General features: G+C 66.2%; 22 protein-coding genes. 15 read left to right on the top strand and 7 right to left on the bottom strand.

Features of this window, described 5'->3' with window-relative positions:
* Positions 1 to 28 precede the first annotated feature (28 nt).
* Genes tssF through GD429_RS12230 form a run of 3 tightly spaced genes read left to right on the top strand, consistent with a single transcriptional unit; the run spans position 29 to position 4,082 of the window.
* Positions 29 to 1,918 (top strand): type VI secretion system baseplate subunit TssF, encoded by a 1,890-nt coding sequence (gene tssF, locus GD429_RS12220; protein WP_152857159.1) that lies wholly within the window; start codon positions 29 to 31, stop codon positions 1,916 to 1,918.
* On the top strand, positions 1,918 to 2,991 hold the full coding sequence (gene tssG / locus GD429_RS12225; RefSeq protein WP_152857160.1) for a type VI secretion system baseplate subunit TssG: 1,074 nt from the start codon (positions 1,918 to 1,920) through the stop codon (positions 2,989 to 2,991). Before tssF ends, tssG begins: the two co-directional genes overlap by 1 nt.
* Positions 2,988 to 4,082, top strand: coding sequence for an ImpA family type VI secretion system protein (locus tag GD429_RS12230; RefSeq protein ID WP_152857161.1), 1,095 nt, complete (start codon positions 2,988 to 2,990; stop codon positions 4,080 to 4,082). The genes tssG and GD429_RS12230 overlap by 4 nt, the downstream gene beginning before the upstream one ends.
* Positions 4,083 to 4,350: 268 nt before the next feature.
* Here the strand turns inward: GD429_RS12230 and GD429_RS41610 are convergent, their stop codons facing one another.
* Positions 4,351 to 4,476 (bottom strand): hypothetical protein, encoded by a 126-nt coding sequence (locus GD429_RS41610; RefSeq protein WP_265334673.1) that lies wholly within the window; start codon positions 4,474 to 4,476, stop codon positions 4,351 to 4,353.
* A 42-nt stretch (positions 4,477 to 4,518) separates the two neighbouring features.
* Here GD429_RS41610 and GD429_RS42015 point away from each other — a divergent pair, with 42 nt between their 5' ends.
* Entirely contained in the window at positions 4,519 to 4,848 is a 330-nt protein-coding gene (locus GD429_RS42015; protein ID WP_227791624.1) for a DUF746 domain-containing protein, read from the top strand.
* A 156-nt stretch (positions 4,849 to 5,004) separates the two neighbouring features.
* Here the strand turns inward: GD429_RS42015 and GD429_RS12240 are convergent, their stop codons facing one another.
* Together GD429_RS12240 and GD429_RS12245 are read right to left on the bottom strand one after the other, a co-directional pair.
* Positions 5,005 to 6,099 (bottom strand): potassium channel family protein, encoded by a 1,095-nt coding sequence (locus GD429_RS12240; protein ID WP_152857163.1) that lies wholly within the window; start codon positions 6,097 to 6,099, stop codon positions 5,005 to 5,007.
* Positions 6,100 to 6,183: 84 nt separating this feature from the next.
* The gene (locus GD429_RS12245) at positions 6,184 to 7,518 is read right to left on the bottom strand and encodes an NAD(P)/FAD-dependent oxidoreductase (protein WP_152857164.1); all 1,335 of its coding nucleotides are present in this window, start codon (positions 7,516 to 7,518) and stop codon (positions 6,184 to 6,186) included.
* 225 nt (positions 7,519 to 7,743) lie between these two features.
* Between GD429_RS12245 and GD429_RS12250 the strand changes: the two genes are divergently transcribed.
* From GD429_RS12250 to GD429_RS12270, 5 genes are all read left to right on the top strand, one after another.
* The gene (locus GD429_RS12250; protein WP_069260223.1) at positions 7,744 to 8,598 is read left to right on the top strand and encodes a helix-turn-helix domain-containing protein; all 855 of its coding nucleotides are present in this window, start codon (positions 7,744 to 7,746) and stop codon (positions 8,596 to 8,598) included.
* Positions 8,599 to 8,721: 123 nt separating this feature from the next.
* Positions 8,722 to 10,389, top strand: coding sequence for an ATP-dependent helicase (locus GD429_RS12255; protein ID WP_152857165.1), 1,668 nt, complete (start codon positions 8,722 to 8,724; stop codon positions 10,387 to 10,389).
* A 484-nt stretch (positions 10,390 to 10,873) separates the two neighbouring features.
* Complete coding sequence (locus tag GD429_RS12260; RefSeq protein ID WP_152857166.1) at positions 10,874 to 11,422, top strand: hypothetical protein; 549 nt, start codon at positions 10,874 to 10,876, stop codon at positions 11,420 to 11,422.
* 22 nt (positions 11,423 to 11,444) lie between these two features.
* Positions 11,445 to 11,888 carry a hypothetical protein gene (locus tag GD429_RS12265; RefSeq protein WP_152857167.1) on the top strand — a complete coding sequence of 148 codons (444 nt, stop codon included), beginning with the start codon at positions 11,445 to 11,447 and terminating at the stop codon, positions 11,886 to 11,888.
* A gap of 89 nt (positions 11,889 to 11,977) precedes the next feature.
* On the top strand, positions 11,978 to 12,202 hold the full coding sequence (locus GD429_RS12270) for a hypothetical protein (RefSeq protein ID WP_152857168.1): 225 nt from the start codon (positions 11,978 to 11,980) through the stop codon (positions 12,200 to 12,202).
* A 68-nt stretch (positions 12,203 to 12,270) separates the two neighbouring features.
* On the opposite strand, the gene GD429_RS12275 is transcribed toward GD429_RS12270, so the two are convergent.
* Positions 12,271 to 13,830: a methyl-accepting chemotaxis protein gene (locus tag GD429_RS12275; protein WP_152857169.1), complete on the bottom strand. Its 1,560-nt coding sequence runs from the start codon at positions 13,828 to 13,830 to the stop codon at positions 12,271 to 12,273.
* 231 nt (positions 13,831 to 14,061) lie between these two features.
* Between GD429_RS12275 and GD429_RS12280 the strand changes: the two genes are divergently transcribed.
* The gene (locus GD429_RS12280; protein WP_152857170.1) at positions 14,062 to 15,576 is read left to right on the top strand and encodes an MDR family MFS transporter; all 1,515 of its coding nucleotides are present in this window, start codon (positions 14,062 to 14,064) and stop codon (positions 15,574 to 15,576) included.
* A 99-nt stretch (positions 15,577 to 15,675) separates the two neighbouring features.
* On the opposite strand, the gene GD429_RS12285 is transcribed toward GD429_RS12280, so the two are convergent.
* Entirely contained in the window at positions 15,676 to 16,674 is a 999-nt protein-coding gene (locus GD429_RS12285; protein WP_152857171.1) for a quinone oxidoreductase family protein, read from the bottom strand.
* A 131-nt stretch (positions 16,675 to 16,805) separates the two neighbouring features.
* Between GD429_RS12285 and GD429_RS12290 the strand changes: the two genes are divergently transcribed.
* Positions 16,806 to 17,678, top strand: a complete 873-nt coding sequence (locus GD429_RS12290; RefSeq protein ID WP_152857183.1) for a LysR family transcriptional regulator — start codon at positions 16,806 to 16,808, stop codon at positions 17,676 to 17,678.
* Positions 17,679 to 17,691: 13 nt separating this feature from the next.
* Here GD429_RS12290 and GD429_RS12295 read toward each other — a convergent pair whose 3' ends face one another.
* The gene (locus GD429_RS12295; protein ID WP_227791622.1) at positions 17,692 to 18,807 is read right to left on the bottom strand and encodes a porin; all 1,116 of its coding nucleotides are present in this window, start codon (positions 18,805 to 18,807) and stop codon (positions 17,692 to 17,694) included.
* Positions 18,808 to 18,896: 89 nt separating this feature from the next.
* Positions 18,897 to 20,261 carry an MFS transporter gene (locus GD429_RS12300; RefSeq protein ID WP_152857172.1) on the bottom strand — a complete coding sequence of 455 codons (1,365 nt, stop codon included), beginning with the start codon at positions 20,259 to 20,261 and terminating at the stop codon, positions 18,897 to 18,899.
* A 425-nt stretch (positions 20,262 to 20,686) separates the two neighbouring features.
* Here GD429_RS12300 and GD429_RS12305 point away from each other — a divergent pair, with 425 nt between their 5' ends.
* The 4 genes from GD429_RS12305 (at position 20,687) to GD429_RS12320 (ending at position 24,322) form a co-directional block, all read left to right on the top strand.
* Positions 20,687 to 21,706, top strand: a complete 1,020-nt coding sequence (locus tag GD429_RS12305) for an AraC family transcriptional regulator (RefSeq protein ID WP_152857173.1) — start codon at positions 20,687 to 20,689, stop codon at positions 21,704 to 21,706.
* Positions 21,707 to 21,804: 98 nt separating this feature from the next.
* Positions 21,805 to 22,368 (top strand): GNAT family N-acetyltransferase, encoded by a 564-nt coding sequence (locus tag GD429_RS12310; protein ID WP_152857174.1) that lies wholly within the window; start codon positions 21,805 to 21,807, stop codon positions 22,366 to 22,368.
* 9 nt (positions 22,369 to 22,377) lie between these two features.
* A complete protein-coding gene (locus GD429_RS12315; protein ID WP_152857175.1) occupies positions 22,378 to 23,217 on the top strand; it encodes a MerR family transcriptional regulator in 840 nt (279 codons plus the stop codon).
* Between the two features lie 124 nt (positions 23,218 to 23,341).
* Positions 23,342 to 24,322, top strand: a complete 981-nt coding sequence (locus GD429_RS12320) for a sulfonate ABC transporter substrate-binding protein (protein ID WP_152857176.1) — start codon at positions 23,342 to 23,344, stop codon at positions 24,320 to 24,322.
* The last annotated feature ends 429 nt before the right edge of the window (positions 24,323 to 24,751 follow it).

Raw genomic sequence — 24,751 nt, forward strand, 5'->3', positions numbered from 1 at the left:
GCACAACGACAACAACGAGACCACTCCGATGCACCCGCGACTGCTCGATTACTACAATCAAGAACTCATCTACATGCGCGAGTTGGCCACCGAATTCGCGCATGCGCACCCGAAGATCGCGCGCCGGCTCGGCATGCAGGCGGGCGAAGTGGCCGACCCCTACGTCGAGCGCCTGATCGAATCGTTCAGCTTCATGGCCGCACGCATGCAGATCAAGCTCGACGCTGAGTTCCCACGCTTCACGCAGCGGTTGCTCGAAGTTATCTACCCGAACTATGTCGCACCCACTCCCTCGATTGCTGTCGCACGCATGTATCCGGGCCGGACTGAAGGCAAACTCACCGAAGGGTACCGCATCGCGCGTGGCACATCGTTCACTGCGCGGGTTCCTGATGGAGAAAGAACCGCGTGCCAGTTTACGAGTGGACAGGACGTGACGCTGTGGCCGCTCACGATCACCGACGCACGCCTGACGGGTATTCCGCCGGACATTCCTGCGCTCGAACGTTATACGCCACCGGATACGCAGGTACGAGGCGCGTTACGGATCAAGCTCGCCACGACCGGAGACGTGCATATCGCCGATCTGAAGGGACTCGATCGGCTTCCCGTCTACCTGGCAGGTGATGAGCAGGTCGCCTCGCACCTCTTCGAACTGCTGCACGCTGGCGGAATCGCATCCGTTATTGGCGTACCCGGTGAATTCGGCGTACCCGGTCGTCCGCTTGCCGCGGTCACTCAGAGCGCGGTAGCGCACGAGGGGTTGCGCCTCGACCAAAACCTGCTTCCGCTCAACTGGGCAAAATTTCACGGCCACAACCTGTTGCACGAGTACTTTGCATGCCCGGAACGGTTCTGGTTCTTTGCGTTGAACGGCCTCGCCGAAGGGCTCTCGCGTATTCCTGGCCGGGAGGTCGAAATCGTCGTCCTGCTCGACCGGGTGCCGGGGCAGCTCGCAAACCTCGTTGACGCCTCTCGCTTTGCGCTATTCTGCACGCCCATCATCAATCTCTTCAGCAAACACACCGACCGAATAGAAATCTCGCCGCGCGAGACCGAGTTTCACCTCGTGCCAGCACGACTGGCGCCGCTCGACTACGAGGTGTTTTCGGTGGAGACCGTGTACGGTCAGGTGGCCCTGACATCCGACGAGCTTGAGTTCCGCCCGCTCTACCAGACGCTGAACAACGATGAAGGTAACCACGGGCGCTATTTTTCGACGCGGCGTGAACAGCGCCTCGTGTCCCATTCCGCGCGTCGTTACGGCACACGTACGCCCTACGTCGGTACCGAGGTATTTCTCTCGCTCGTCGACCAGAACGAGGCGCCTTATGCCGAAAACCTCCGCTTCCTGTCGGTCGACGCGCTCCTGACCAACCGCGATCTGGCCACGCTCGTGCCGCGCAACGGCGTGCGCGATCTGGAGACCGCAGAGTCCGCACCGGTGGAAAGCATTGGCCTCATCCGGCCGCCGAGTCCGCCGCTGCCGCCGTATGCCGAGCGGGAAATGGCGTGGCGCCTGATCCGACAACTCAACTTCAACTATCTACCGCTCGACGATCTCGATCACCGAGAAGGCGGTCAGGGGCTGCGCGACCTGCTGCGTCTGTACCTTGCGGAAGGCGACTCCGCGCAAAACCGGCAAGTCGAAAGCCTCGTCGGCGTCAAGACGCGCCCGGTGACGCGCAAGCTGCCGGGGACCGGCCCGATGACGTTCGGACGCGGCATCGAGTGCGCGCTGACGGTGGATGAGACCGGCTTCTCTGGCGTGAGCCCCTATCTCTTCGGCACGATCCTCGAGCATTGGCTTGCACGGCACGTCTCGATCAACAGCTTTACGCACACCGAGCTGCATTCGATGCAGCGCGGCCGCATTGCCCGCTGGCCTGTGCGCACGGGCACGCGCGGAGTATTGTGATGAAGCGCGCGACGCTGCCGGCGCTGCTACGCGACAGCACGCTGTCGCCAGAGCTACTCGAACACTTGCAGGCCGAGCCGTGGCGTTTCGGATTCCTGTCGCTGTTACGGCGCATCGGCGCGAATCCGGCGATCGATCCGATCGGCACCGCACCCCGGCCGCGTTCGGAACCGTTCCGGCTCGGCCAGCAACCGAGCCTTGCGTTCGCGCCGCGCGAAATCGCCAACGCTCAGGAAGCCGATGGGCGACTGAAGGTGCGACTGTTCGGTCTCGGGACGCTTGGCCCCAATGGCCCGTTGCCGATCCACGTGACCGAGATCGCGAAGGATCGCGAGGACAGCCGGCGAGATACGACGACGGCGGATTTTTTCGACCTCTTCCATCACCGCTTCTTCACGCTGTTCTATCGCGCGTGGGCCTCGTCCCAGTCGACAGCCGGGCTTGACCGGAAGGACAACGAGCAGTTTTCGTTTTATATCGCGAGCCTCGTCGGGCAGGACGTCGGCGAAATCAGCCGCCGCCCCCTGCCCTCGCACGCGCGTCTCGCCGCCTCGGCGCACCTCGTGCGCGAAGCGCGCAATCCGGATGGACTACGCGCCACGCTCGAACGTTACTTCGGCGTGCCGGTCGTGATCGAGGAAAACGTGTTTCACTGGATCGAGATCGATCCCGCCGACCAAGGCCGCATGGGTCGTCCGGGAGCGGCGGCGACGATGGGCCATGGCGCGATACTCGGCCGCGTCGCACCAGATCGACAGCATCGCTTTCGCATTGTGATCGGCCCGGTCGATCTCGACGCCTACCTGCGCTTCACGCCGCAGGGCGAGGATCTGCCTCGGCTCGTCGAGTGGGTGCGGGCCTTCGTCGGCTACGAGTTGGGATGGGAGCTCGAGCTCCGCATCAAGCCCGAGAATGCCCCGCCGGCGGTAATGGGCGGCCGGCAGCGCATGGGCTGGTCCGGGTGGCTCGGTCGCCCGTCCCCGCGTAAGCCCATTACCGGCATGCGATTCGAGCCCGAACGTTACGTGCGGCATTTCGATCGTCGTGCCACTGATCTCAAGAACAGACCATGAGCAAGAAGCTATCCGCCGCGCCCGGCAAACCGGGCCAGACGTCCGCCACGAATGCACCGCATTTCGACTGGCTCACGCCCGTGAGCGATGACGCGCCCTGTGGTCCGGATCTCGAATACGATCACGATTTCGTGGTGCTGTTCTCCAGCGTCGCCCCCAAACGAGATGTGCAGTACGGCGCGTTCGTGGGCGCGCCCGATCCGCTCAACTGGAGCGAGATCGAACGGGATTGCCGGCGGCTCATGATGCGCACGAAGGACCTGCGTGTCGCCGTGCTGTATACGCGTTGCCGCGTACGTCTCGGTGGTGTTATGGGCCTGTCTGAGGGAGCCGCGGTACTGGCTGCGTGGCTGCAAGCCTTTCCGGATGGTGTCCATCCACAGACGAGCGCCGACAGCGATCGCGATGCGGCGCTGGAAATGCGAATGAACGCATTGCAGGCGCTCGCTGATCCCGAAGGATTACTCGGCGATTTGCGAGAAATCGTACTGGTGAAGTCGACCGTTACCCGCTTGCAGGTGCGCGACGTCGAACGCGCCTTCGCGCATCCGCGTCCGGCCGATGCGCTCGCGCCCGATTCGGTCGTCCGGCAGTTGCAGGATTTGCGTACGCAGCATCCGGCAGTGATCGCAGGCTTCGACGATGCGATCGCCCATCTCGCCACGATCAACGCGTGGTGCAACAGTCGTCTCGAGACCTTCCAGCCAGACCTTTCGACGCTGACGCAACTGCTCGACAGGTTAATCCCCCCCACGCAGGCCATATCGGCCGAATCACCCGATCCGATTGCAATACCTGACACATCATCGGGACACGACGCGGTCACTCTGACCCCGCCGGCGATTTCCGTATCGGCGAGCGGTTCTGAATGTGCCCCGACGCCAAATAAGCCCATGCCGTCTGACCGCGACACGGCGCTTGCAGAGATTCGAGCCGCACGAACATGGTTCGAAAATCACGAACCGAGCAGCCCGATTCCGGTGTTGCTCAAACGCGCCGAACAGTTTGTCGGCAAACGCTACACCGAGGTCGTCAAGGCGATTCCGGCCGAGCTACTGGCGCAATGGGAAGAGGAAGACGGCGCGCAATAGCGCGGAAAAATAGAAGGATACGATGAGAAAGAAGACACAAGCACGATTGAATATCTGCATCCGATGCGTGTCGACGACCTCCAGCCAATCATCCAGCAACGTGCGGGCGAACCAGTAAATAATCGTTCATCTCTGGACGGATCCGATGAAGAAAACAGTGGCGGAATTGCGGGACGAACTCGCATATCTCGATGCGAAAATAATGAGCGCTCGCCAACGCGAAATTGACCCCGCTCTCAAGCAGATCGTTGATCTCATGGCGCAGTGGTCAATCAGCATCGGCGAAATTGATCGATTTCAGCGTGGGCGATTTCATGCGGGGACCGATGGCGCACCGCGTCACGATGATCACGATCCTGAGCTGACCAGGTTTCTCGTCTCCGCCATCGAGCATGTCCTTTCGACTGACACCCTACCTCCTTCCTGCCCTCGCTGTATGAGCCTCGCGACGCGTCTCGTTCATCGCGCAAGTCCCAGCCGCGCAATTCCCTATTTTGTGTGCGACACATGTCACCGGGGTTTCACTCGTACGCAGGGCACTCCGCTCCACAGCACTCACAAAAGGGACAGACTCATCGATTTGGTGCGGTGCCTGTCCCAACGTCGCACGCTCGACGCGGTCGCTGCTGAACTGGGTATGAAGCGTCATACGGTCGACTTGTGGGTACGACGTTTTCGCGCTTGGCTACTTGCACTCGATCCGTCCGGGGACTATGCAGCGCGTGTGCGTCTTGGCCGTCAACGGGACCTACCACCCGCGCTATAAGCACCGGAATTTGGCCGTCAACTCCAACGAGAATCGACGTGGATCGATGTCGCCCCGAACACCTACATGCCGCCGACACAGCTCGGACGGTTCACGATCGGAAATCAAACTCGATAGTCCGTTGAATTATTTATATTTCCCCCGAAAACAACACCCTCAAACATCCGCATCCGGAATCCGCGCCGACTGAATCACGACCAGCGTGTCCCCCTTCTCGATCCGGCAAGGCGGGTCTTCATAAAACGACTGAATCTTGCCGCAGCGATCGAGCCCGACCACGATCGCGCCCGGCACGACATTGGTCATGCAGCCGATCTCGTGCGGCAGCGCCTCGCGCTCCAGCAGCGTCGCCCGCCCGCGCGTCGACAGCATGTCGTTCACGAACGGCACGATATAGCGGCTATGCACCGCATCCGCGAGCAGCAGCGCGCCGATCTTCGTCGACGACACGATCACGTCCGCGCCGGCCTGCCGCAGTTGCCGCTGATACAGGTTCTCCTGGATCCGCACGACGATCTTCGTATCGGGCGCGATGCTGCGCACCGACAGCGTCAGCAGGATCGCAGTCGGATCGTCGGTCACCGAGATGATCACGGCCTTCGCCGCGCGCACCTGCGCCTGCTGCAGCAGATCCTCGTGCGCGGGATCGCCGAGCAGCCCCGTCACGCCGAGCGACGTCGCGGCCTCGAGCGCCTGCTGCTGCGAATCGATCACGATGATCGTCGCGGCATCGACGCCGCTCTCGAGCAGTTCGCGCACGGCGATCGACCCCGACAGGCCGTAGCCGCACACGACGATATGATCGGACAATTGCTTTTGCAGGCGTTTCATGCGGAATTCCTCGATGACGCGCTGGATCACGAACTGATACGCCGTGCCCAGGAAAATGAACCAGATGACGATGCGGATCGGCACGATGAAGAACGCATCGATCAGGCGGGCGCGCGCGGTGACGGGCACGATGTCGCCGTAGCCGACCGTCGCGACGGTGACCATCGTGAAATACACGAGATCGGCGACGGTCATCGGCGTGCTCTTGGTCGAATCGCGCAGGCCGTCGCGATCGACATACAGCACGAGGAACGCGAGCATGCACAACAGCGCGACCGCACCGACACGGAACAGCAGCGTGCGCCGCGGCGACGTCGCGGGACGCGTGAACAGCATGCGCGCACGCGGCGCCTGCCACGGATTGCGGGCGCGACGCAGGCGTGAGCGCAACGAGCGGCGCTGGGCGGAAGGCGAGGCCAACGGGGAATCTCCTGAAGGATGCGGGCTCGATTCTACGACGGGAAGGCGGCGATCCGGCCCGACATCATTGCATCGATTCGTCCGCTACAGCATGCTGCGCGGCCGCACCATCGTCCCGTCGACGAAACGCTGCGCGCGAAACGCCGACAGGTCGAGCGACGGCGCACCCGTGTCGATCCATTCGGCAAGCAGCCGGCCCACGATCGGCCCCATCGCGAAACCATGACCGCAGAACCCCGTCGCGATCGCGAGCCCCGACGGCGTGCCCGGCGCATCGATCACCGGAATGCCGTCGGGCAGCACGTCGATCAGGCCGGCCCATGCCTCGACGATCTGCGCATCCTTTAGCGCGGGGAAGATCGCCTTGAGCTTCGCAAGCGCGCGCGGCGCATGCGCGCGATTCGGCTGCGGCTGCGGATCGCGCGGCTCGATCGGCCCGGCCGCGCCGTTGATGCGCGCGAGCGTATCGCGCCATGCGGCCGAATTCACGTGCAGCCGGAATTTGTCGCGCTGCGACCAGAACTCCGGCCAGAACAGGCTAAACCCGCGCAGGTGGCCGAGCGTCAGGTCGACGTCGACCTGCATGTCGTCGGCGAGATTGATCGCGCCGTTCTTGCGCTGCCGGATACCGAGGCCGTGCCCCCACACCGTCGCCGCCGATACCGGCGGCACCACGTTGGTGCGCATGCAGGTGCCGCGCACGGCCTGCTGCGGCAGCCGGATGCCGACGCCGTCGAGCAGCCGGAAGCTGATCGCGCCGGCTGCGCAGATCACGCGCCGCGTGCGGATCGTGCCGCGCTCGGTCGCGACGCCGACGACCGCGCCGCCGGCCGTCTCGATCGCCGTCACGCCGCAGCCTTCGAAGAAGCGCGCGCCGGCCTCGGTTGCCCGCGCGGCGAACGCCGCGGCCACGCGGCGCGGCTCGGCCTGCCCGTCGGTCGCGGTGTACAGCCCGCCGAGCGTGCGCGCCTGCGGCGAAAGGCCGCTGACGCGCTCGTCGATCTGCGCGCGCGTCAGCGTGCGCGTATCGAGCCCGTGCTCGCGTGCGACGGAGAGCCACGCGTTGAACGACGCCCAGTCCGTTTCGTTGTCCGCAATATAGAGACAGCCGCCCTGCCGCCATTCGAGATCGAAACCGAGGGTTTCCTCTAACCGCTCCCAGATCCGCATGCCGGCCATCATCAGCGGCACTTCGGCGGCTTCGCGCCCCTGCTGCCGCACGAAGCCCCATGCGCGCGTCGACTGCTGTCCGGCGATGCGCGACTTGTCGAGCACGACGGCCTTCAGGCCGCGCAGGCCGAGGTAATACGCGGCCGCGCAGCCCATGATGCCGGCGCCGGCGATCACGACGTCGGCCTCGGCCGGAAGCGCCGTTTCGGCGCGGGTCAATGCATCGTGCAGCGGATAGGTTGTCGTCATTGCTTCCTGTCGGGGGTTAATACATTCGAGATACGGACTGTCGCGGTAACGTCGTGACACACCTTTCACACAAACGCACCTTTCATGACACTGAATGACGACCATTTTGCGGTAAAGTTATCTTTTCCGCGCGTGGCCGGTCGGCTCGCCACTGGACGTCATGAAGACTGTCCGTCGAGACTGCCGCAAGGCGTCGTTCTGAACGTCACGATCCGTTCCCGTAGCATGACCACTGAAGCAATCACCACGGATTCCCTCGCGGTTGCCGAGCGCGTGCGCGAGCTGATGACCCGCAACGGCATCGGCAAGCGCCAGCAGACCACCGAGCTGTGCCGCATCCTCGACCTGAGTTTCTCGCAAGGCCATCGTAAGCTGCGTGGCAGCAGCCCCTGGACGCTCGCGCAGATCAAGAAAGTCGCCGAAGCGTACGGCGAACCCGCCGCGCAACTGTTCGGCGCGCAAACGCTCGACCCCGGCATGGTCGGCGCCTATTCGCAGGAGGCCGTACTTTATGCGGGCGTCGCCGAGATTCCGTGCACCGCATGGATCGGCGCGCCGCTCGAAGCCGGCGCGCGCCCCGAGTTCGTCGCGTACGAACAGAACGGCCGCTGGCGCGTGCTGCGCCACACGGGCGTGCTGTACCAGAACGCGTACGACGTGCACAAGATCGAAATCTATCCGCGCCGCGCGGAGAGCGACAAGCTCGTCGTCGCCGTGATCGATCCCGATCGCGTCAGCGCGACCGAGCTGTGCCGCTATCTCGAACGGCAGGGTTTCGCGACGGCCGCGTTCGACGGCCTCGCGCCGTTCGTCGACGCGCTGCAGGGCCAGGCTTTCGATGCAGTGCTGACCGAATGGCTGTTCGACGACGGCACGGCCGCAACCGCGATCAAGGCCGTGCGCACGTCCGACAACCCGGGCGCGCCGATCTTCGTGCTGACCGGCGACCTGCTCACCGGCCGCGCGAGCGAAGCCGACATCAGCGAAGTGATCCGCGCGTTCGACGTCGTCTGCTACGAAAAACCCGCGCGCATGGCGATCCTCAGCGCCGATCTCGCGAAACGGCTCGCGCGCGGGTAACGTCCGCCGCGCCGTTCCTCTTCCGGACGGCCAACGTCCGCGCGGCACGGCGGCCGTGAACAGGTTCCTCAGTACAATAGCCGCACCTGTTCACGCCCACGCCGGCATTCACCGCCCGACTCCATGGCCCGCCTGATCCCCGACGACTGGAAAAGCCTCGCCGCGACCGGCGCGGCCGAACGCGAGCGCGAAACGCTCGCCGCGCTCGAACACGCGCTGCCCGACACCTACACCGTGTATCACGGCGTGCACTGGACGCGCGCCGACCAGGCCTTCTCGGTGTTCGGCGAGGCCGCGTTCGTCGTCGTGAGCCCGGCCGGCCGCGTGCTGCTGATCGAGCAGAAGGCCGGCTTCCTGCGCGAAACGCCGAAGGGGCTCGTGAAGGTCTACCTGCAGACCGAGCGCAACGTCGCGATCCAGCTCGCGCGCACGCAGGAAACGCTGCACCGGCGCCTGACGGCCGCGCTCGGCGCGGGCGTCTACGGCGTCGAGGCGCTGCTGTACTGCCCCGACTATTCGATCCGGCAGGCATCGATCGCCGGCGTCGCGGCCGACCGCATCGTCGACGCGTCGCGCAGGGCGCAGCTCGCGCAGGTAATCCTGCAGATCCTGCCCGAGGACGACGAACGCCGCCCGAACGCGCCGAAGCTCCATCATTTCCTCGCGGACGAGCTCGCGCTCACGCCCGACACGAGTGCGCTCGTCGGGCAGGCCGGCACGCTCGTCACGCGACTGTCGGGCGGCCTCGCCGCGTGGGCGCGCCAACTCGAATTCGCGCCGTTCCGGCTGCGCGTCACCGGCACGGCCGGGTCGGGCAAGACGCAGCTCGCGGTGCAGGCGATGCGCGATGCCGTCGCGGCCGGCAAGCGCGTGCTCTACGTGTGCTTCAACCGGCCGCTCGCCGACTACATCGCGCGCATCGCGCCGCCCGGCGCGAAAATCGCGAACTACCACCAGCTGTGCGACTGGGTCGCGCGCGACGGCGGCTATACGCCCGACTTCCAGGTGCCCGGCGAATTCGAGCGGCTCGAAACGCGCTTCGCGCAGGCGCCGATCCCCGAGCGCTGGCGCTTCGACGTGCTGATCGTCGACGAGGGGCAGGATTTCCATGCGCCGTGGGCGGCCGCACTGGAGCGTTTGCTGGCGCCGGACGGCGCGTGGTGGTGGCTCGAAGATCCGCTGCAGAACCTGTACATGCGCGAGCCCGTCGCACTGCCCGGCTGGGTCACGCTGAAAGCGCTGACGAACTACCGCAGCCCGCGCGACCTGCTCGAATTCGTGCGCGACGTCGTCGGGCGCGTCGAGCCGCTCGCGGCCGAACTGCGCTCGGGCAGCCCGTTCGACGGGTCCGATCCGTCGGTGTCGGCATACGGGGAAGAAGGCATGTCGGGTGACGCGTTGGCGCAAGCCTGCATCGACGCGACCAAGCGCGCGATCACGCACGCGCTGTCGCTCGGCTTCCGCAAGCAGGACATCGCGGTGCTGTCGTATCGCGGCCGCGAAGGCTCGGTGCTCGCTCCGCTCGACCAGCTCGGCCCGCATCGGATCAAGAGCTTCACCGGCAAGTACGACCTGTTCGGCAACCCCGAATATCGCGAAGGCGACGTGCTGCTCGATTCGATCTACCGCTTCAAGGGCCAGTCGGCGCCGTGCGTGATCCTCACCGAAGTCGACTTCGACACGCTCGACGCGCGTGCTGCGCGCAAGCTGTTCGTCGGCGCGACGCGTGCGACGATGAAGCTGCTGATCGTCGCGTCGTCACGCGCGGCCGCGCAGCTCGCGGCGGGTTGACGGGGCAGCGCGGATCGTCCAACACGGGACAATCTCCAACATGATGCTCGTCGACACAATCGGATACATTTCTTTCTACCCGCACCCTGAACCACCCGCCTTTCGCGCGATTCCTGCAGCACCTGATGGTTTATCCGCTTGCGGCCTGTAGCTACGATGCCAAGCCATTTCGTATGGCATTTGAAAGGCACCGACCGATGGCTGCAATCAATATCGCTTTAGGTTTCGGCAGACAGGCCACCTTGAGTATTCCCGTTTCCCCGAGCGCGTTGACGTCCCAGCAGAAACGAGATGCGGACGAGTTCTTGCGGGCTTGGCCGACCGCACGCGCCGGGCATGAAACCCATAGAGCGCTGGACTACATTCGGCGGCTTGGGCTTCACGTGTCGTATAGCGCGGCTGGCGCGGCCGTCGGCGATGCTGTGCGGTACTTCGCTCGGTCATCCAAAGCGGGGGTGTTGCCGTTTCGATCGAGCGAACAGCTATGCAATCCGACGGGAGCGGCGGAATCGGCAAGCGGGCCGCCCGAAAGGCTATGGTGGCCGGGCCGTCGTTCACGCCGTTCTCAAATCTGGAAAGCGTCAAACCGGTCAGCATCCCGCCTTCACCTTGCGACATGACCGCCGCTCGCAGTTGGGCCACGCCGAGCGACGTGAGCGCGGATGAACTCCTCAGCTATCTGCAAGGCGTTGTGGGGCGCTTGAGGTTTGAAGGAGCAGCCGCGCTGGCTGGCGATGGCTTAACCTCCACGCTACTCGGCGACGCGCAGCCGTTCGAGTATTCGGAAGCCTCACCGAGCAATGACATTCTTGAGATTGCAAAAACACCGAATACCGGAAAACCTGGAACCTGGTACGTGAATCCAGGCAGCGGACAGATGCGCTTGTACGGCGACGGTGGTCGACCGGCAGTCGACATCGATTTCGACCACGATCACGGCCAAGGTATTCCTCACGCACATAACTGGGTGATTGACCCACTTCACGGGAAATTGCGCAGAGGGCCGGGTGTACCGATATCTATTCTTCCTTGATATATGAGCCGGAGTTTCATTTATGGAAAACGCGAATCATCGCAACGTCATTGGGTTCGAGAACATGCCGACCTTCCATGATGCCGAACTCGTCATGATCGAGCATCGTCCGACCGATCAGGAATTGTGGCTTCGGTTCAGCCGAATCGACGGAGGAGTCGGCACATTCCGCTTCACCGGTGTCATCTCCCAGCGAGTGATCGATTTTGCGGAACAGAACGTTGTGTCACGCCTTCTGATCTCCGCTGCATACCCGTTCTCGGCGGCAGAGATAGGCCAGTGGCTGAAGTGGATGAACAGCCGAGAGGATTTCGAAGCGGCGAGCTTCGACGAGTCCCTGCTCAATCGGTATCTGGCCGATTTCGACGCGGATCGCAAGGCGTTGTTCGTACTCGAGCCGTCGTGCGGCGCGGAAGTTGCCGTGCTGTGCGAGGCGATCTGGTTGAGCCTGGACCCCGACGTTTGAACATCCAACGGTGACGTGGAAGGCGCAACACTTGGGCGATCACACCGAGTCGCTTGCCAATATCGGACCAGGAAACAGCCATTCAGGTCATGGCCGCACATCCGCTACTCGACCTGCTCGACCGGCTTGATACCGCGAAGATCCACTACACCTTGAGCCGCAATCGATCCGATAGCGTGCTGGTCTCGGTCACTGTTGTCGGAATGCGCGTCGAAGTGGACACGTTTCGCGACGGGCATATCGAAGTGTGTAAGTTCACGGGATCGGAGGAGCCGTCGGATGCCGCCGATCTGCTCGACCAGATCATCCGCTAGAACACGGATTGATCCGTAAGGCGGGTCGCGCCAACCGACAAACCCGCCACCATTCGCCACGCGCCCGCTCAAGCTACCCGGAACGCCCCCACCGCGCGACGCAACCCGTCCGCCTGCTCCTCCAGCGACGCAGCAGCAGCCGCAGCCTGCTCGACGAGCGCCGCATTCTGCTGCGACACCTGGTCCATCTGCGACACCGCGCGGTTCACCTGCTCGATCCCGTCGCGCTGCTCGCTCGATGCGGCCGCGATCTCGGTCATGATCCCCGTCACGCGCCCGATCGCCTGCTGGATGTCCTGCATCGTCGTGCCGGCCACGCCGACGAGCCGCGAACCGTTCGCAACGCGCTCGACCGATTCGCCGATCAGCGTGCGAATCTCCTTCGCCGCGGACGCCGAGCGTTGCGCGAGCGTGCGCACCTCGCCCGCGACCACCGCGAAACCGCGGCCCTGCTCGCCCGCGCGCGCGGCTTCGACCGCCGCATTCAGCGCGAGGATGTTGGTCTGGAACGCGATCCCCTCGATCGTGCCGATGATGTCGGCGACCTTCTGCGAGCTCTGGTCGATCTCGGTCATCGTGCCGATCACCTCGCCGACCACCGTCGCACCGCGCGTCGCGATCTCGCTCGCGCTGTCCGCGCAGGCCTGCGCCTCGAGCGCATGATCGGCGTTCTGCTTCACGGTCGCGGTCAGTTGCTCCATGCTCGCGGCCGTTTCCTGCAGCGCGGACGCCTGTTCCTCGGTGCGTTGCGACAGATCGGTGTTGCCGGCCGCGATCTGGTGCGTCGCCGTCGAGATCGCTTCCGAACCCTGGCTGACCTGGCGCACCGTGTCCGCGAGGCTGCGCTGCATGCCCGTCACGCCATTGACCAGTTCGGCCATCTCGTCGCGCGACGACCAGCGCACTTCCGACGTCAGGTCGCCGTCCGACAGGCGGCGGAAATGCGACAGCAGCCGGTTCACCGGCTGCGTGATCGCATAATGCAGGCCGATCGCGCAGCCGAGGCACGCGGCCAGGCCGAACGCGATGCCCGCGATCGCACCCGCGCGCATCCAGCCGTAATAGGTTTGCGCGGTGTCGTAGACATCCTTGCCGCGCGCCGCCTGGTACGTATCGAGCGCATCGGCCGCCTGCGTGAGCGCGACCGACAGCGGCGGCGCGACCGACATCAGCAAGCGGTCGGCCTCGTCGCGCCGGCCATCGCGGATCGCGTCGATCAGCGGCTTCAGCGCCTGCCCGATCAGCGCCTGGCGCGCGGCGTCGAGACGGCTCGCGAGCGGGCCTTCGTCGCCGTCGTGGGGCATCGCCGCGTAGCCGCGCCACGCGGTGTCGGCCTTCGCGAGATAGCCCTCGGCCTTCTTGACGAGATCGGGCACTTCCGCCGCTTCCGGATGCAGCAGCGCGCGGTCGAGCGTCGTGCGCACGATCGTCAGGTTCAGGCTCGCCGCGGACAGTGCGGTCTTCGCAGCCAGTTGCTGCGTATAGGCCTCGTCGAGCGCGCGGTTCGAGCTCTGCATGCCGGCGAGGCCGATCAGCCCCGACACGACGAGCAGCGCGGCGACGAGACCGAGCGTGGAGAAGATCCGCGTGCGGATCGAGAAACGGGAAAACAGGGCGTTCAGGTTCATGGCGGCACGTGAGCGATGAAAAGTGCCGCGGCAATCGGTCCGCGGCACTCTGGATTACGGTTTGCCTGCAGAAAACTTGAGTCCGGTCCCGCTTTCTCTCTGATCCCGATCAATTTTTCGCACCGGCAATCTCCTGTTACGGTTGCAACATATCGAGGCTGGGCAGAAATTGACTAGTCAATCACTGGTCGTTATATTTCGAACCAATTCCCTGCCATGGCAGACATCTCGATGACAACCGACACCCTCCTTACTCCGCCGGCCGCCGAAACGGCCCGCCGCGACACACCGACCGGGCTGATCGTCGCCGCGCTGCTGCTCGTCATGCTGCTGTCCGCGCTCGACCAGACGATCGTGTCGACCGCACTGCCGACGATCGTCGGCGAGTTCGGCGGGCTCGACCAGTTGTCGTGGGTCGTCACCGCGTACCTGCTGTCGTCGACCGTCGTGCTGCCGCTGTACGGCAAGCTCGGCGACCTGTACGGCCGCAAGATCGTGCTGCAGGCCGCGATCGTGCTGTTCCTCGCGGGCTCGGCGCTGTGCGGCATTGCGCAGGACATGACGCAGCTGATCGTGCTGCGCGCGCTGCAGGGGCTCGGCGGCGGCGGCCTGATGGTCGTCACGATGGCCGCGATCGGCGATCTGGTCCCGCCCGATCGCCGCGCGCGCTACCAGGGGATGTTCGGCGGCGTGTACGGCCTCGCGACGATCGTCGGCCCGCTGCTCGGCGGTTTCCTGGTCGAGCACCTGTCGTGGCGCTGGATCTTCACGATCAACCTGCCGCTCGGCTTTCTCGCGCTCGCGGTGATCGGCATCGCGTTCCGGCCGCACACCGCGCACGTGAAGCACCGGATCGACTACATGGGCGCCGCGTTCCTCGCGACGGCCCTCACCTGCGTGATCCTGTTCACCAGCGAAGGCGGCTCGCTGCTGCCGTGGACGTCGCCGCAACTGTGGATGACGCTCGTGCTCGGCCTCGTCGCGATCGGCGGCTTCATTTATGAAGAACGGCTCGCGGTCGAGCCGATCATCCCGCTCGAACTGTTCCGCCATCGCACCTTCGTGCTGGTCAGCCTGATCGGCTTCGTGGTCGGCACCGCGCTGTTCGGCTCGGTCACGTTCATTCCGCTCTACCTGCAGGTCGTGAAGGGCTCGACGCCGTCGCAGGCGGGGATGCAGCTGCTGCCGATGATGGGCGGGATGCTCGCGATGTCGGTGATCAGCGGCCGGCTGATCTCGCGGCTCGGCTCGTACCGGATCTTTCCGATCGCGGGCACGCTGATCGGCGGGATCGCGCTGGCGCTGCTGTCAACGCTGTCGCTCGATACACCGCTGCAGACGATGTACGCCTACATGCCGCTGCTCGGGATCGGCCTCGGGATGGTGATGCCCGTGCTCACGCTCGCGGTGCAGAACACGGTCGATTTCCGGCACATGGGCGTCGCGACATCGGGGGCGACGCTGTTCCGCTCGATCGGCAGCTCGATCGGCGTCGCGGCGTTCGGCGCGCTGTTCTCGCACGGGCTGCAGGCGCGGATGCTGCAAGCGTTGCCGGCCGGCACGGAGCTGCCGCCCGCGCTCGGCCCCGGTGCCGTGCACCAGTTGCCGGACGCGGTACGCGACGCGTACCTGCATGCGTTCGCGGGCTCGCTGCACGTCGTGTATCTCGCGGCGGCCGCCGTGGTCGCGATCGCGTTCGTGCTCGCTTGGTTCGTCGAGGATGCGCCGCTGCGCACGCACAACTGATCGGCATGCGAGCCGCGCCGCGGCCGGCACCGGAAGCGCGCCACGCCGCGGCCTTTGGCCCGTTGCCCCGCAGCGCGCCCCATCCGCCGCGGCCCGCCGTTACGGCACCAGCACGACCGCGCCCGTCGTCGCGCGCGACTCCAGCAGCCGGTGCGCATCGGCGACCTGTTCGAGCGGCAGCCGCGCGCCGATCTCGACGTGCATTCCGCCCGCCAGCCGTTCGAGCGTCGCGCGCGCGGCTTCGCGATACCCTGCGACGTCGCGCGCGATAAACCCGAGCACGCTCGGCCGCGCGAGCGCGATCGAGCGGGCCGGCCCCAGTTCGTCGAGATCGACCGTCTGCCGCGTGCCGATCGCGGCAACCTGCCCGATGCTCGCGACCATCCCGAACGGACGAATCGCACCGAGCGTGCGCGTCAGCACGTCGCCGCCGATCCCGTCGATCGCATAATCGACACCCGCGCCGCCGCCGAATGCGCGCGCGGCCGCGACGAAATCCTCCTCGCGATAATCGACCACCGCGTCGGCGCCATGCGTGCGCACGAGCGCGGCTTTCGCGGCCGACCCGACCGTGCCGATCACCCGCGCGCCGAGCGCGCGCGCCCACTGCGTCGCCAGCAGCCCGACACCGCCGGCCGCCGCATGCACGAGCACCGTGTCGCCGGCGCCGACCTGCCGGACGCGATGCAGCAGCATGTAGACCGTGATCCCTTTCAGCAGCCCGGCGGCGACCGCGTCGTCGCTCAGGCCGTCGGGTATCGGCACCACCCGCCCGGCCGGCATCGTGCGCAGGCTCGCATAACTGCCGGTCGGCATGCCCGCATACGCGACGCGCTGGCCCGGCACGAGACCCGTCACGCCGGGCCCGACCGCGTCGATCACGCCGGCCGCCTCGACGCCTAGCGCGTCCGGCAGCGCGGGCAATGCGTGCGTCCCCGTCCTGAAATAGATGTCGACGAAATTCACGCCGACGGCGGTCTGGCGAATCCGCACCTCGCCGGCGCCGGGCGGCGCAACGGGCGCATCGACGCGGCGCAGCACGTCGGCGTCGCCGTAGCGGTCGATCCCGATCCGGATGGCGGTAGCAGTTTGGGTCATGACGTTCCTCGCAATCGAATGAAGTGACACGATCATCCCATCGTGCATAATCGATCGGAATTCCCGTTTATCGCCCACCTACTGTGCAAAATTCGACCGATCTCGATCCCATCCCCGCGTCCGCGCTGCCGATGAGCTGGGACGACATCCGCTACTTCCTCGCGGTGATGCGCGGCGGCAGCCTGTCGGCCGCCGCTCGCGCGCTGCAGGTCCAGCATTCGACGGTCGCGCGGCGCATCGACGCGCTGGAATCGGCGCTCGGCATCCGGCTGTTCGACCGGCTGCCGCGCGGCTGGCCGCCGACCGACGAAGGGCTGCGCCTCGCCGAGCACGCCGCGCGCCTCGAAACCGATGCACATGCGTTCGCGCGCGCCGCGCAGGGTGCGGCAGCGCTCGACGGCGTCGTGCGCGTGTCGGCGTCGCCGGTGTTCGCCAGCCATTTCCTCGCGCCGCGCCTTGCCCGCGCGCAGCGCGCATGGCCGACGCTGCGGATCGACCTGATGGGCGAGATGCATGCGGCGAACCTGTATGCGCGCGAAGCCGATCTCGCGGTGCGGCTGTCGCGGCCGAACGAGCCGGGGCTCGCCGCGCGCCGGCTCGGCACGATGCGCTTCGCGCTGTGCGCGTCGCCGGAATGGGCGGGCGCGCCGCCCGACACCTGGCCGTTCGTCGGCTACGACGACGCGCTCGCGCAGACGCCGCAGCAGCAATGGCTCGAACGCTTCGCGGCCGGGCGCCGTTTCGCGTTCGTCGCGAACGACCTGGCCGCGCAACATCGCGCGTGTGCGGCGGGGGCCGGTGTCGCGCTGCTGCCCAGGTTTCTCGTCGACGATCCGGCCGCGCACGCCGGTGCGGCGCTCGTCGAACTGACGTCCGCGCCCCGCTGCGACATCGAGCGCGAAATCTGGCTCGTCGTTCACCCGGACGTGCGCCGGTCGCCGCGCGTGCAGCGCGTCGCGGACGCGATCGCCGATGCCGTTCGTGCGGCGGACGGCCGGCTCTGACTTCCCGGCCCGGTCAGAATCGCTGCTGCAGCCCGGCCATGATCCCCAACTGGTTCCGCCCCGTGTCGACCGTCCCGCCGGCGGCGACCGCCTTGGCGGCCGTCGCGCTGTTCAACATGTAGCCGACCGACGTGTAGACGCGCGTCCGCGTGGACAGAAGATGATTGGCACGCCCGACCAGCAAGGTCGCGTTCGCGCTGCGCGCCGGCCCGCGTTGCAGATAACGCGTGCCTTGCGCGTCGAACGACACCGCAGGGGTCAGCGTATAGGTGACGCCGGCGAAGAAGATGTCGGTCTGCAAATGGGCGGCCGCCGCGACGTTGTTCCGGATCCATCCCGCGCCGAGCTTCGTGCGCCCCATCACCGCGTACCCGTCGACGATGCTGTGCGTGCTCGTATGGGCGCTGCGGTCGAGCGGCGCCGATGCGCCCGCCCCGCCGCGCTTCACGTCGTAGGACGCCGCGACGCCAAAGCTCGTCGCGTCGTATGCGACCAGTGCCGTGTATTGCCGGCACGCGAGCGGATTGCCCGGCACCTGCCCCGCGCAACCGGTGGCCGAGGGCCCTGCCGGCCCGGCGGCGTCGCGGCCGAAGCTGTAGGTGCCGCCGATCGTGAGCCCGTGGAACTTGCCCAGGTAGCCGATCGCGTTGTCGCTGCGCGCATTCGGCAGATACGTGTCGAAGCTGCTCGGCGAATGAATGGACGGCCCGATCACGTCGGCGTTGGCAAGCGCATAGGCCGTCATGTTCATTTGCCTGCCGAGCGTGAGCGTTCCGGCATCGCTGCTCAACCCCACGTTCGCCTGCCTGCCGAACAGCCGCCCGCCGTAATTGAATCCGCCCGTCCCGGGCTGGAAGCCGTTTTCGAGCACGAAGAACACGCGGTAGCCACTGCCCAGGTCTTCGGCGCCCTTCACACCCCATCGCGACGGCACTTCGCCGGTCAGGTGCGGGACGCCCACCACGGCCCCTCCCTTCGCCGCATGGTTGTAGTACGAAATACCGGTATCGACGATGCCGTACAGCGTCACGCCGCCTTGCGCATGCGCGATGCCCGATGCAGCCGTCAGCGCCAACGCGAGCACACTCCCCTTCACCATCGCCTTCAACGCCCCCGAATCGATATGCATGACTGAACTTCTCCCACAAGACGACGGACGCTGCGTTGCCGCGCGCGATCGGCCGGCGTCCTCGCGCAGGCGACCCGCCGATATGCCACTCAGGACTGCTGCGCGGGCGACCCCTGCCGTTCGCCGGCCGGAACCGGAAGGCCGTGATGCGACGCCGAGCGCCGATGATCGATCAGGCCGACCGCGACGGCCGCCGCCAGCGCGGGCAGTCCGATCGCCATGAAGTTCTGTTCCAGCGGCAGATCGATGCCCACCAGCAAACCGATGACGATCGGCGCCAGGATCGCGCCGCTGCGCCCCACGCCCAGCGTCCAGCCGATGCCGGTCGAGCGGATCGCCATCGGATAGAACTGCCCCGCATACGCGCAGTTGACGATCTGCGTGCCGATCGTCGAAGCGCCCGCGAGGCCGACCAGCACGAACAGCAGCGCGGTCGGCATCTTGTAGCCGAGCAGCGTGATCGACACCGCGGCGAGCAGATACATCGACACGAGCACCGTCTTGATCGGAAAGCGATCGGCCAGCCAGCCGCCGCCGATCGCGCCGACCATCGCGCCGGCGTTCAGCACCAGCACGAAGGTCAACGCGGAGCCGAGGCTGTAGCCGGCGCTCGCCATCAGCCGGGTCAGCCACGAGCTGAGCGCATACACCATGAACAGGCACATGAAGCACGCAATCCAGAACATGACCGTGCTGAATCCGCGACCGTCGTCGAACAGCTGGCGAACCGGCGCGCTGCCCGCCTTGTCCTCGCGCGGAACGACATAACAGTCGCCCGGTTGACGCCGGTATGCGGGATCGAGCCGGCGCGCGATGCGTGCGAGCTCGTCGGTCCTGCTGCGCCGGATCAGGAACGGCAGCGATTCCGGCATCCATTTCACGAGCAGCGGAACGAGCAGCACCGGCGCACCCGCGGCGACGAACACGGACTGCCACCCGTACGCCTCGATCATCCCTTTGCCCATCACGGCCGCCAGCATGCCGCCGACGGAATAGCCGCTGAACATCAGCGTCACCAGCGTACTGCGCACGCGGCGCGGCGCGTACTCGGTCATATGGGCGATCACGTTCGGCATCACGCCGCCGATGCCGATGCCCGCCAGGAAGCGGGCCGCGCCGAACAGCGCCGGCGTCGGCGCGAGCCCGGCCGCCGCTGTAAAGACGCTGAACAGCGTCAGGCAGATAGCGATGGCCCAGCGGCGGCCGATCCGCTCGGCGACGGTCCCGAACACGATGTTGCCGAACATCATGCCGAACAGCGCCGAGCTGACCATGAAGCCGGCCTGCGCCGGGTTGACGCCCATCTCCTTCATGATGGCCGGCAGCGCGATGCCGGCCACCGCCAGGTCGTAACCGTCGAACACGATGATCAGCGCGCACCAGAACAGCACGACGCCGTGCAGCGGGCCCAGCCGCGCATCGTCGGAGAGCGCCTGTAAATTGATTTGACGCATGGAGCTTCCTTCCTTTTCCAGATGGGATTCAGGCCCGGCAGTAACCGTCGCATCACACGTTTTCGAATCAATACGATCGTTCAGCCCTTCGATTTAGTAGCTGTACGAAATATCATCGTGAGATGCTCCGCTTTCCGTCCGGATGCCGGCGCAGTGTAGGAAGCCACAATGATTTCCACTATCCGGAATTTGCAGGCGGCTCGCGAATTCGATCCGTTTTTCTCGTGCCGCACGCCGCGCGCTATCCGGATTTTTCCCCGACGAGGGCGGGACTATCCGATTCTTGCGAAACTTTCGACAAGCCTGACAAAGATCAATATCATCCTTTCAGGATATCTCGCTCACAAGAGAAACCGATGTGGCACGACGCGCGTCCGCGGCCAGCCGGATGCGCTGTACGAAAAACGCCACACAGGAGACACCCCATGCCCCTCACCCCGAACACGGAAGTGCTGTCCGCGCTGTATCGGAATTGCGTGTTCCGATCCGGATTTCGCGCGGATGCGCACGAGCAGGTCTCGCTGGAACTGGCCGAGCATGCGCTGCGCTGGAAGCAGGGTGTGCCGGACGCAGCGCTTTTCAAGGGGGAACTGAATCATCTGAGCGTCTACGCGCTGCAGTACGGCGCCGAAGTCGAGGTCGCCCCGCGCCCGTTCGACGGCTTTTCGCTCGTCCACACATCGCTTGCCGGCGGCGCCGAAATCGAGTGCGACGGGCACGTGATGCGCGTGTCCGAAGGACGCACCGCCGTGCTGGCGCCGAGGGCGCACGTGCGCCTGCGCTGGCGGTCCGGCACCCGGCAACTGATCGTCAAGGTGCCCGATTCGCTGATGCGCGCGGTCTGCGGCCGCCGGCCCGACGACGCGGCGCCCGGCCTCGCGCCGGGATTCCTGTTGCCGACGGCACTTGCGTCGCAATGGGATCTGATCGCGCAGTCGCTGCTCAATGTGCTCGCCGTTGCCGACGATGGCGGCATACGGGCCGAATGGCGCGACCACTTCGAACGGAGCCTCGCGCTGTTCCTGCTCTTGCATTGCCCGCCGTCGCCCGCCGCCGCGCATGCCGGCGCGGTGCCGCAAGCGCGCGGCGCGCCGGCGCAAGCCGGATCGCGTGGCGGCATCCGGCAGATGGATGCGCTGCACGAATTCATCCACGCGCGGCTCTGCGCGCCGATCTCGCTCGAGGATCTCGCCAGGGCGGCCGGCGTCAGCCTGCGAACGCTGAACGTGCTGTGCCGGCGCTACCACGGCGCGACCCCGATGGAACTGCTGCGCAACATCCGGCTGGACGCCGCGCGCGTACAGTTGCTGACCGACCCGATGGCCAGCATCACCGATACGGCGCTGACCTTCGGCTTCGGGCACCTCGGCCGCTTTTCCGGATACTACTTCGCCCGCTTCGACGAGTTGCCGCGCGACACGCAGAAGAAGCGAGCGCCGAACTGAACGCGGCGACGCCGGGCACGCGGCCGCCGCTTTACGCGTCACGCAATCGCCCGCATAGTAATGGTTTGCCCGTATCCCCACCCTGCCGCCCCGTCACCATGCCTGCCACGCCAGCCGCCTGCGTCGTCCGCGATTCGACCGACGCCGATCTCGCCGCCATCCATGCGATCTATGCGCACCACGTACGCCACGGCGTCGCGTCGTTCGAGGAAACGCCGCCCGACGCCGCCGAGCTGCGCGCGCGCCGCGACGCGGTACTGGGCCACGGGCTGCCGTATCTCGTCGCCGAATGCGACGGCCGCGTGGCCGGCTACGCGTACGCAACGCCGTACCGCACCCGCAGCGCATACCGCTTCACGATCGAGGATTCGATCTACATCGACGATGCGCAGCGCGGGCGCGGGATCGGCCGCGCACTGCTCGCGGCGCTGATCGCGCGCTGCGAGGCCGGCCCGTGGCGGCAGATGATCGCGGTGATCGCCGACGGCGGCACCGGCGGCTCGACGTCGCTGCATCGCGCGTTCGGCTTCGAGCCGGCCGGCACGCTGAAGGCGGTCGGCTTCAAGCACGGCCGCTGGATCGACACGGCGCTGCTGCAGCGCCCGCTCGGCGACGGCGCACGCACGCTCCCCGCCTCGCCCGAGCCTGCCGCGTCGCGCTAGAATGGCCGCATGTCAAAACAGACTCATTCCACCCCCGACGAGGCCGCGGCGGATTCCCGCAACGAGTACACGGTCGACGAACTGGCGCGCGTGTCCGACACGACCGTGCGCAACGTCCGCGCGTATCAGGATCGCGGTTTGCTCGCGCCGCCCGAGAAGCGCGGTCGCGTCGGCATCTACGACGACACGCACGTCGCGCGCCTGAAGCTGATCAACCACCTGCTCGCGCGCGGCTACACGCTGTCGAACATCCAGGACCTGATCAAGGCGATCGACGAAGGCCACGACCTGCGCTCGATCCTCGGCCTCGAAAACGCGATCGGCGGCCGCTGGTCGCACGAACTGCCGAAAACCTATTCGCTTGCCGCGCTCGCGCAGATGTTCGGCCCGCAGGCGACCACGCAGCTTTCGCGCGTGACCGAACTCGGCCTGCTCGAACGGCACGGCCTGTCGTTCGTCGCGAAGAGCCCCGCGCTGCTCGAGGCGGCTGCCGCGATGACGAAGGAAGGGATCCCGCCGCGCGAGCTGCTCGACGTGATCAGCCTCGCGCGGCCGCACTTCGACGCGATCGCGCGGCTGCTCGTCGATCTCGTCGTGAAGCGGCTCGACCGCTACGACGCCGACACGCTGCCGCCGGCCACCGACGTGCCCGAGCTGGTCGACGCGATCTGGCGCCTGCGCCCGCTCGCGGCCGTGTTCGTCGAAGGCGAGACGAACCGCGCGCTCGAAACCGCGGCAGGCGCGTATCTCGGCGGCCGCGTCGCGACGATCCTCGACAAGAAGCTCAGCGACGAAGCGGCGCGCCAGTCCGGCCCGCCCGATACGCAAGGCGACGACGACAAAGCATAGGGCCGGCGCCGTCATATTCTTATCGGCAATGCTTCGTTTGCGGGCGCGATCGCCCATGCGACGATTCTTCCAACCGAGCGGCACCGGCCGCTCTCCCGAAGACGTTTCGCATGGAGTCCGTTCGATGATTCGTTTCACCCGCTGGATCACCCGCACCGCCGCCGTCACGCTCGTCGCGCTGTCCGCCGCGTCGGCCTTCGCGCAGGGCGGCGCCGACAAGGTCGTGCGCATCGGCTATCAAAAGGCCGGCCTGCTGTCGATCATCAAGGCGCAAGGCTCGCTCGAAGCGCGGCTCAAGCCGCTCGGCTATGGCGTGCAGTGGTTCGAATTCCCCGCCGGCCCGCAACTGCTCGAAGCACTGAACGCGAACAGCATCGACTTCGGCTATACGGGCGCGCCGCCGCCGGTGTTCGCGCAGGCAGCCGGCGTGCGCTTCGTGTACGTCGGCGCGGAACCGCCGTCGCCGCACAACGAAGCCGTGTTCGTGAAGGCCGATTCGCCGATCCGCTCGCTCGCCGAGCTGCGCGGCAAGAAGGTCGCGCTGCAGAAAGGCTCGAGCGCGAACTACCTGCTGCTGGAAGCGCTGAAGAAGGCCGGCGTGCGCTACGATGAGATCCACCCCGTGTACCTGCCGCCGGCCGACGCGCGCGCCGCGTTCGAAAGCGGCAACGTCGACGCGTGGGCCGTCTGGGATCCGTATTACGCGGCCGCGCAGAATTCACTGAAGATCCGCACGCTGTCCGACTACACGGGCCTCACGCCGGCGAACAACTTCTACGAGGCGACGCGCGATTTCGCGGAGCAGCATGCCGACGTGGTCGGCGCGATCCTGAAGCAGGCGCGCGAGACGGGCCTGTGGGTCAACGGGCATCCGGCCGAGACCGCCGCGCTGATCGCACCGAAGGTCGGCCTGCCGCTGCCGCTCGTCGAGACGTGGCTCAAGCGCGTGCCGTTCGGGGCGGTGCCGGTCGACGAGAAGATCGTCGCGGTTCAGCAGGGTGTCGCCGATGCGTTTTATGCGGCGAAGCTGATTCCGCAGAAGCTGAGCGTCGCGGACAATGCGTGGAGCGATAAGCGCGTGGCGAGCGCGCTCGCGGCGAAGTAACGCGCGGCGCGGCACAGCGCGCACTCATTCGAGAAAGGCCGACGGGCACCGTGCCCGTCGGCCTTTTTTGGTTCTTCTCGGAGTTTCGGGAAACGTGGGGCGAACTGTCGGTGTGCGGCCGGAAGAGGACAATCGTTGACGCCGCCGCCCGGACCTTCAACCGCGGCTATGTACGTAACAAAGGACATTGGCAAGCGTGACGGTATGCGCACGAAGAGCCACGCCTTCGTTGTGATGAGCGAGGCTTCATTGAAGCCTCGACGGGTGAACTTGAGACAACGTTGTCGGGCATCGATGCGACGGAACCTGTCCGCATTTTTGTGGGCGAGGCGGTTGAACAACGCGTTATCCACGCGCCTGGGTGAATCGTTCACCGAACAGGATAGCAAACTGGTTCATTGCTGATTTCCAGTCGAACGCTGCCCGCAC

The sequence above is a fragment of the Burkholderia sp. BE17 genome, assembly GCF_009362305.1.
GTDB lineage: Bacteria > Pseudomonadota > Gammaproteobacteria > Burkholderiales > Burkholderiaceae > Burkholderia > Burkholderia pyrrocinia_C.

Bases quoted from the DNA above. Each gene is read 5' to 3' on its own strand.
- tssF (WP_152857159.1), top strand. From the start codon at position 29: ATGCACCCGCGACTGCTCGATTACTACAATCAAGAACTCATCTACATG.
- tssG (WP_152857160.1), top strand. From the start codon at position 1,918: ATGAAGCGCGCGACGCTGCCGGCGCTGCTACGCGACAGCACGCTGTCG.
- GD429_RS12230 (WP_152857161.1), top strand. From the start codon at position 2,988: ATGAGCAAGAAGCTATCCGCCGCGCCCGGCAAACCGGGCCAGACGTCC.
- GD429_RS41610 (WP_265334673.1), bottom strand. From the start codon at position 4,476: ATGCTCGATGGCGGAGACGAGAAACCTGGTCAGCTCAGGATCGTGATC.
- GD429_RS42015 (WP_227791624.1), top strand. From the start codon at position 4,519: ATGAGCCTCGCGACGCGTCTCGTTCATCGCGCAAGTCCCAGCCGCGCA.
- GD429_RS12245 (WP_152857164.1), bottom strand. From the start codon at position 7,518: ATGACGACAACCTATCCGCTGCACGATGCATTGACCCGCGCCGAAACG.
- GD429_RS12250 (WP_069260223.1), top strand. From the start codon at position 7,744: ATGACCACTGAAGCAATCACCACGGATTCCCTCGCGGTTGCCGAGCGC.
- GD429_RS12255 (WP_152857165.1), top strand. From the start codon at position 8,722: ATGGCCCGCCTGATCCCCGACGACTGGAAAAGCCTCGCCGCGACCGGC.
- GD429_RS12260 (WP_152857166.1), top strand. From the start codon at position 10,874: ATGCAATCCGACGGGAGCGGCGGAATCGGCAAGCGGGCCGCCCGAAAG.
- GD429_RS12265 (WP_152857167.1), top strand. From the start codon at position 11,445: ATGGAAAACGCGAATCATCGCAACGTCATTGGGTTCGAGAACATGCCG.
- GD429_RS12270 (WP_152857168.1), top strand. From the start codon at position 11,978: ATGGCCGCACATCCGCTACTCGACCTGCTCGACCGGCTTGATACCGCG.
- GD429_RS12275 (WP_152857169.1), bottom strand. From the start codon at position 13,830: ATGAACCTGAACGCCCTGTTTTCCCGTTTCTCGATCCGCACGCGGATC.
- GD429_RS12280 (WP_152857170.1), top strand. From the start codon at position 14,062: ATGACAACCGACACCCTCCTTACTCCGCCGGCCGCCGAAACGGCCCGC.
- GD429_RS12285 (WP_152857171.1), bottom strand. From the start codon at position 16,674: ATGACCCAAACTGCTACCGCCATCCGGATCGGGATCGACCGCTACGGC.
- GD429_RS12290 (WP_152857183.1), top strand. From the start codon at position 16,806: ATGAGCTGGGACGACATCCGCTACTTCCTCGCGGTGATGCGCGGCGGC.
- GD429_RS12295 (WP_227791622.1), bottom strand. From the start codon at position 18,807: ATGCATATCGATTCGGGGGCGTTGAAGGCGATGGTGAAGGGGAGTGTG.
- GD429_RS12300 (WP_152857172.1), bottom strand. From the start codon at position 20,261: ATGCGTCAAATCAATTTACAGGCGCTCTCCGACGATGCGCGGCTGGGC.
- GD429_RS12305 (WP_152857173.1), top strand. From the start codon at position 20,687: ATGCCCCTCACCCCGAACACGGAAGTGCTGTCCGCGCTGTATCGGAAT.
- GD429_RS12310 (WP_152857174.1), top strand. From the start codon at position 21,805: ATGCCTGCCACGCCAGCCGCCTGCGTCGTCCGCGATTCGACCGACGCC.
- GD429_RS12315 (WP_152857175.1), top strand. From the start codon at position 22,378: ATGTCAAAACAGACTCATTCCACCCCCGACGAGGCCGCGGCGGATTCC.
- GD429_RS12320 (WP_152857176.1), top strand. From the start codon at position 23,342: ATGATTCGTTTCACCCGCTGGATCACCCGCACCGCCGCCGTCACGCTC.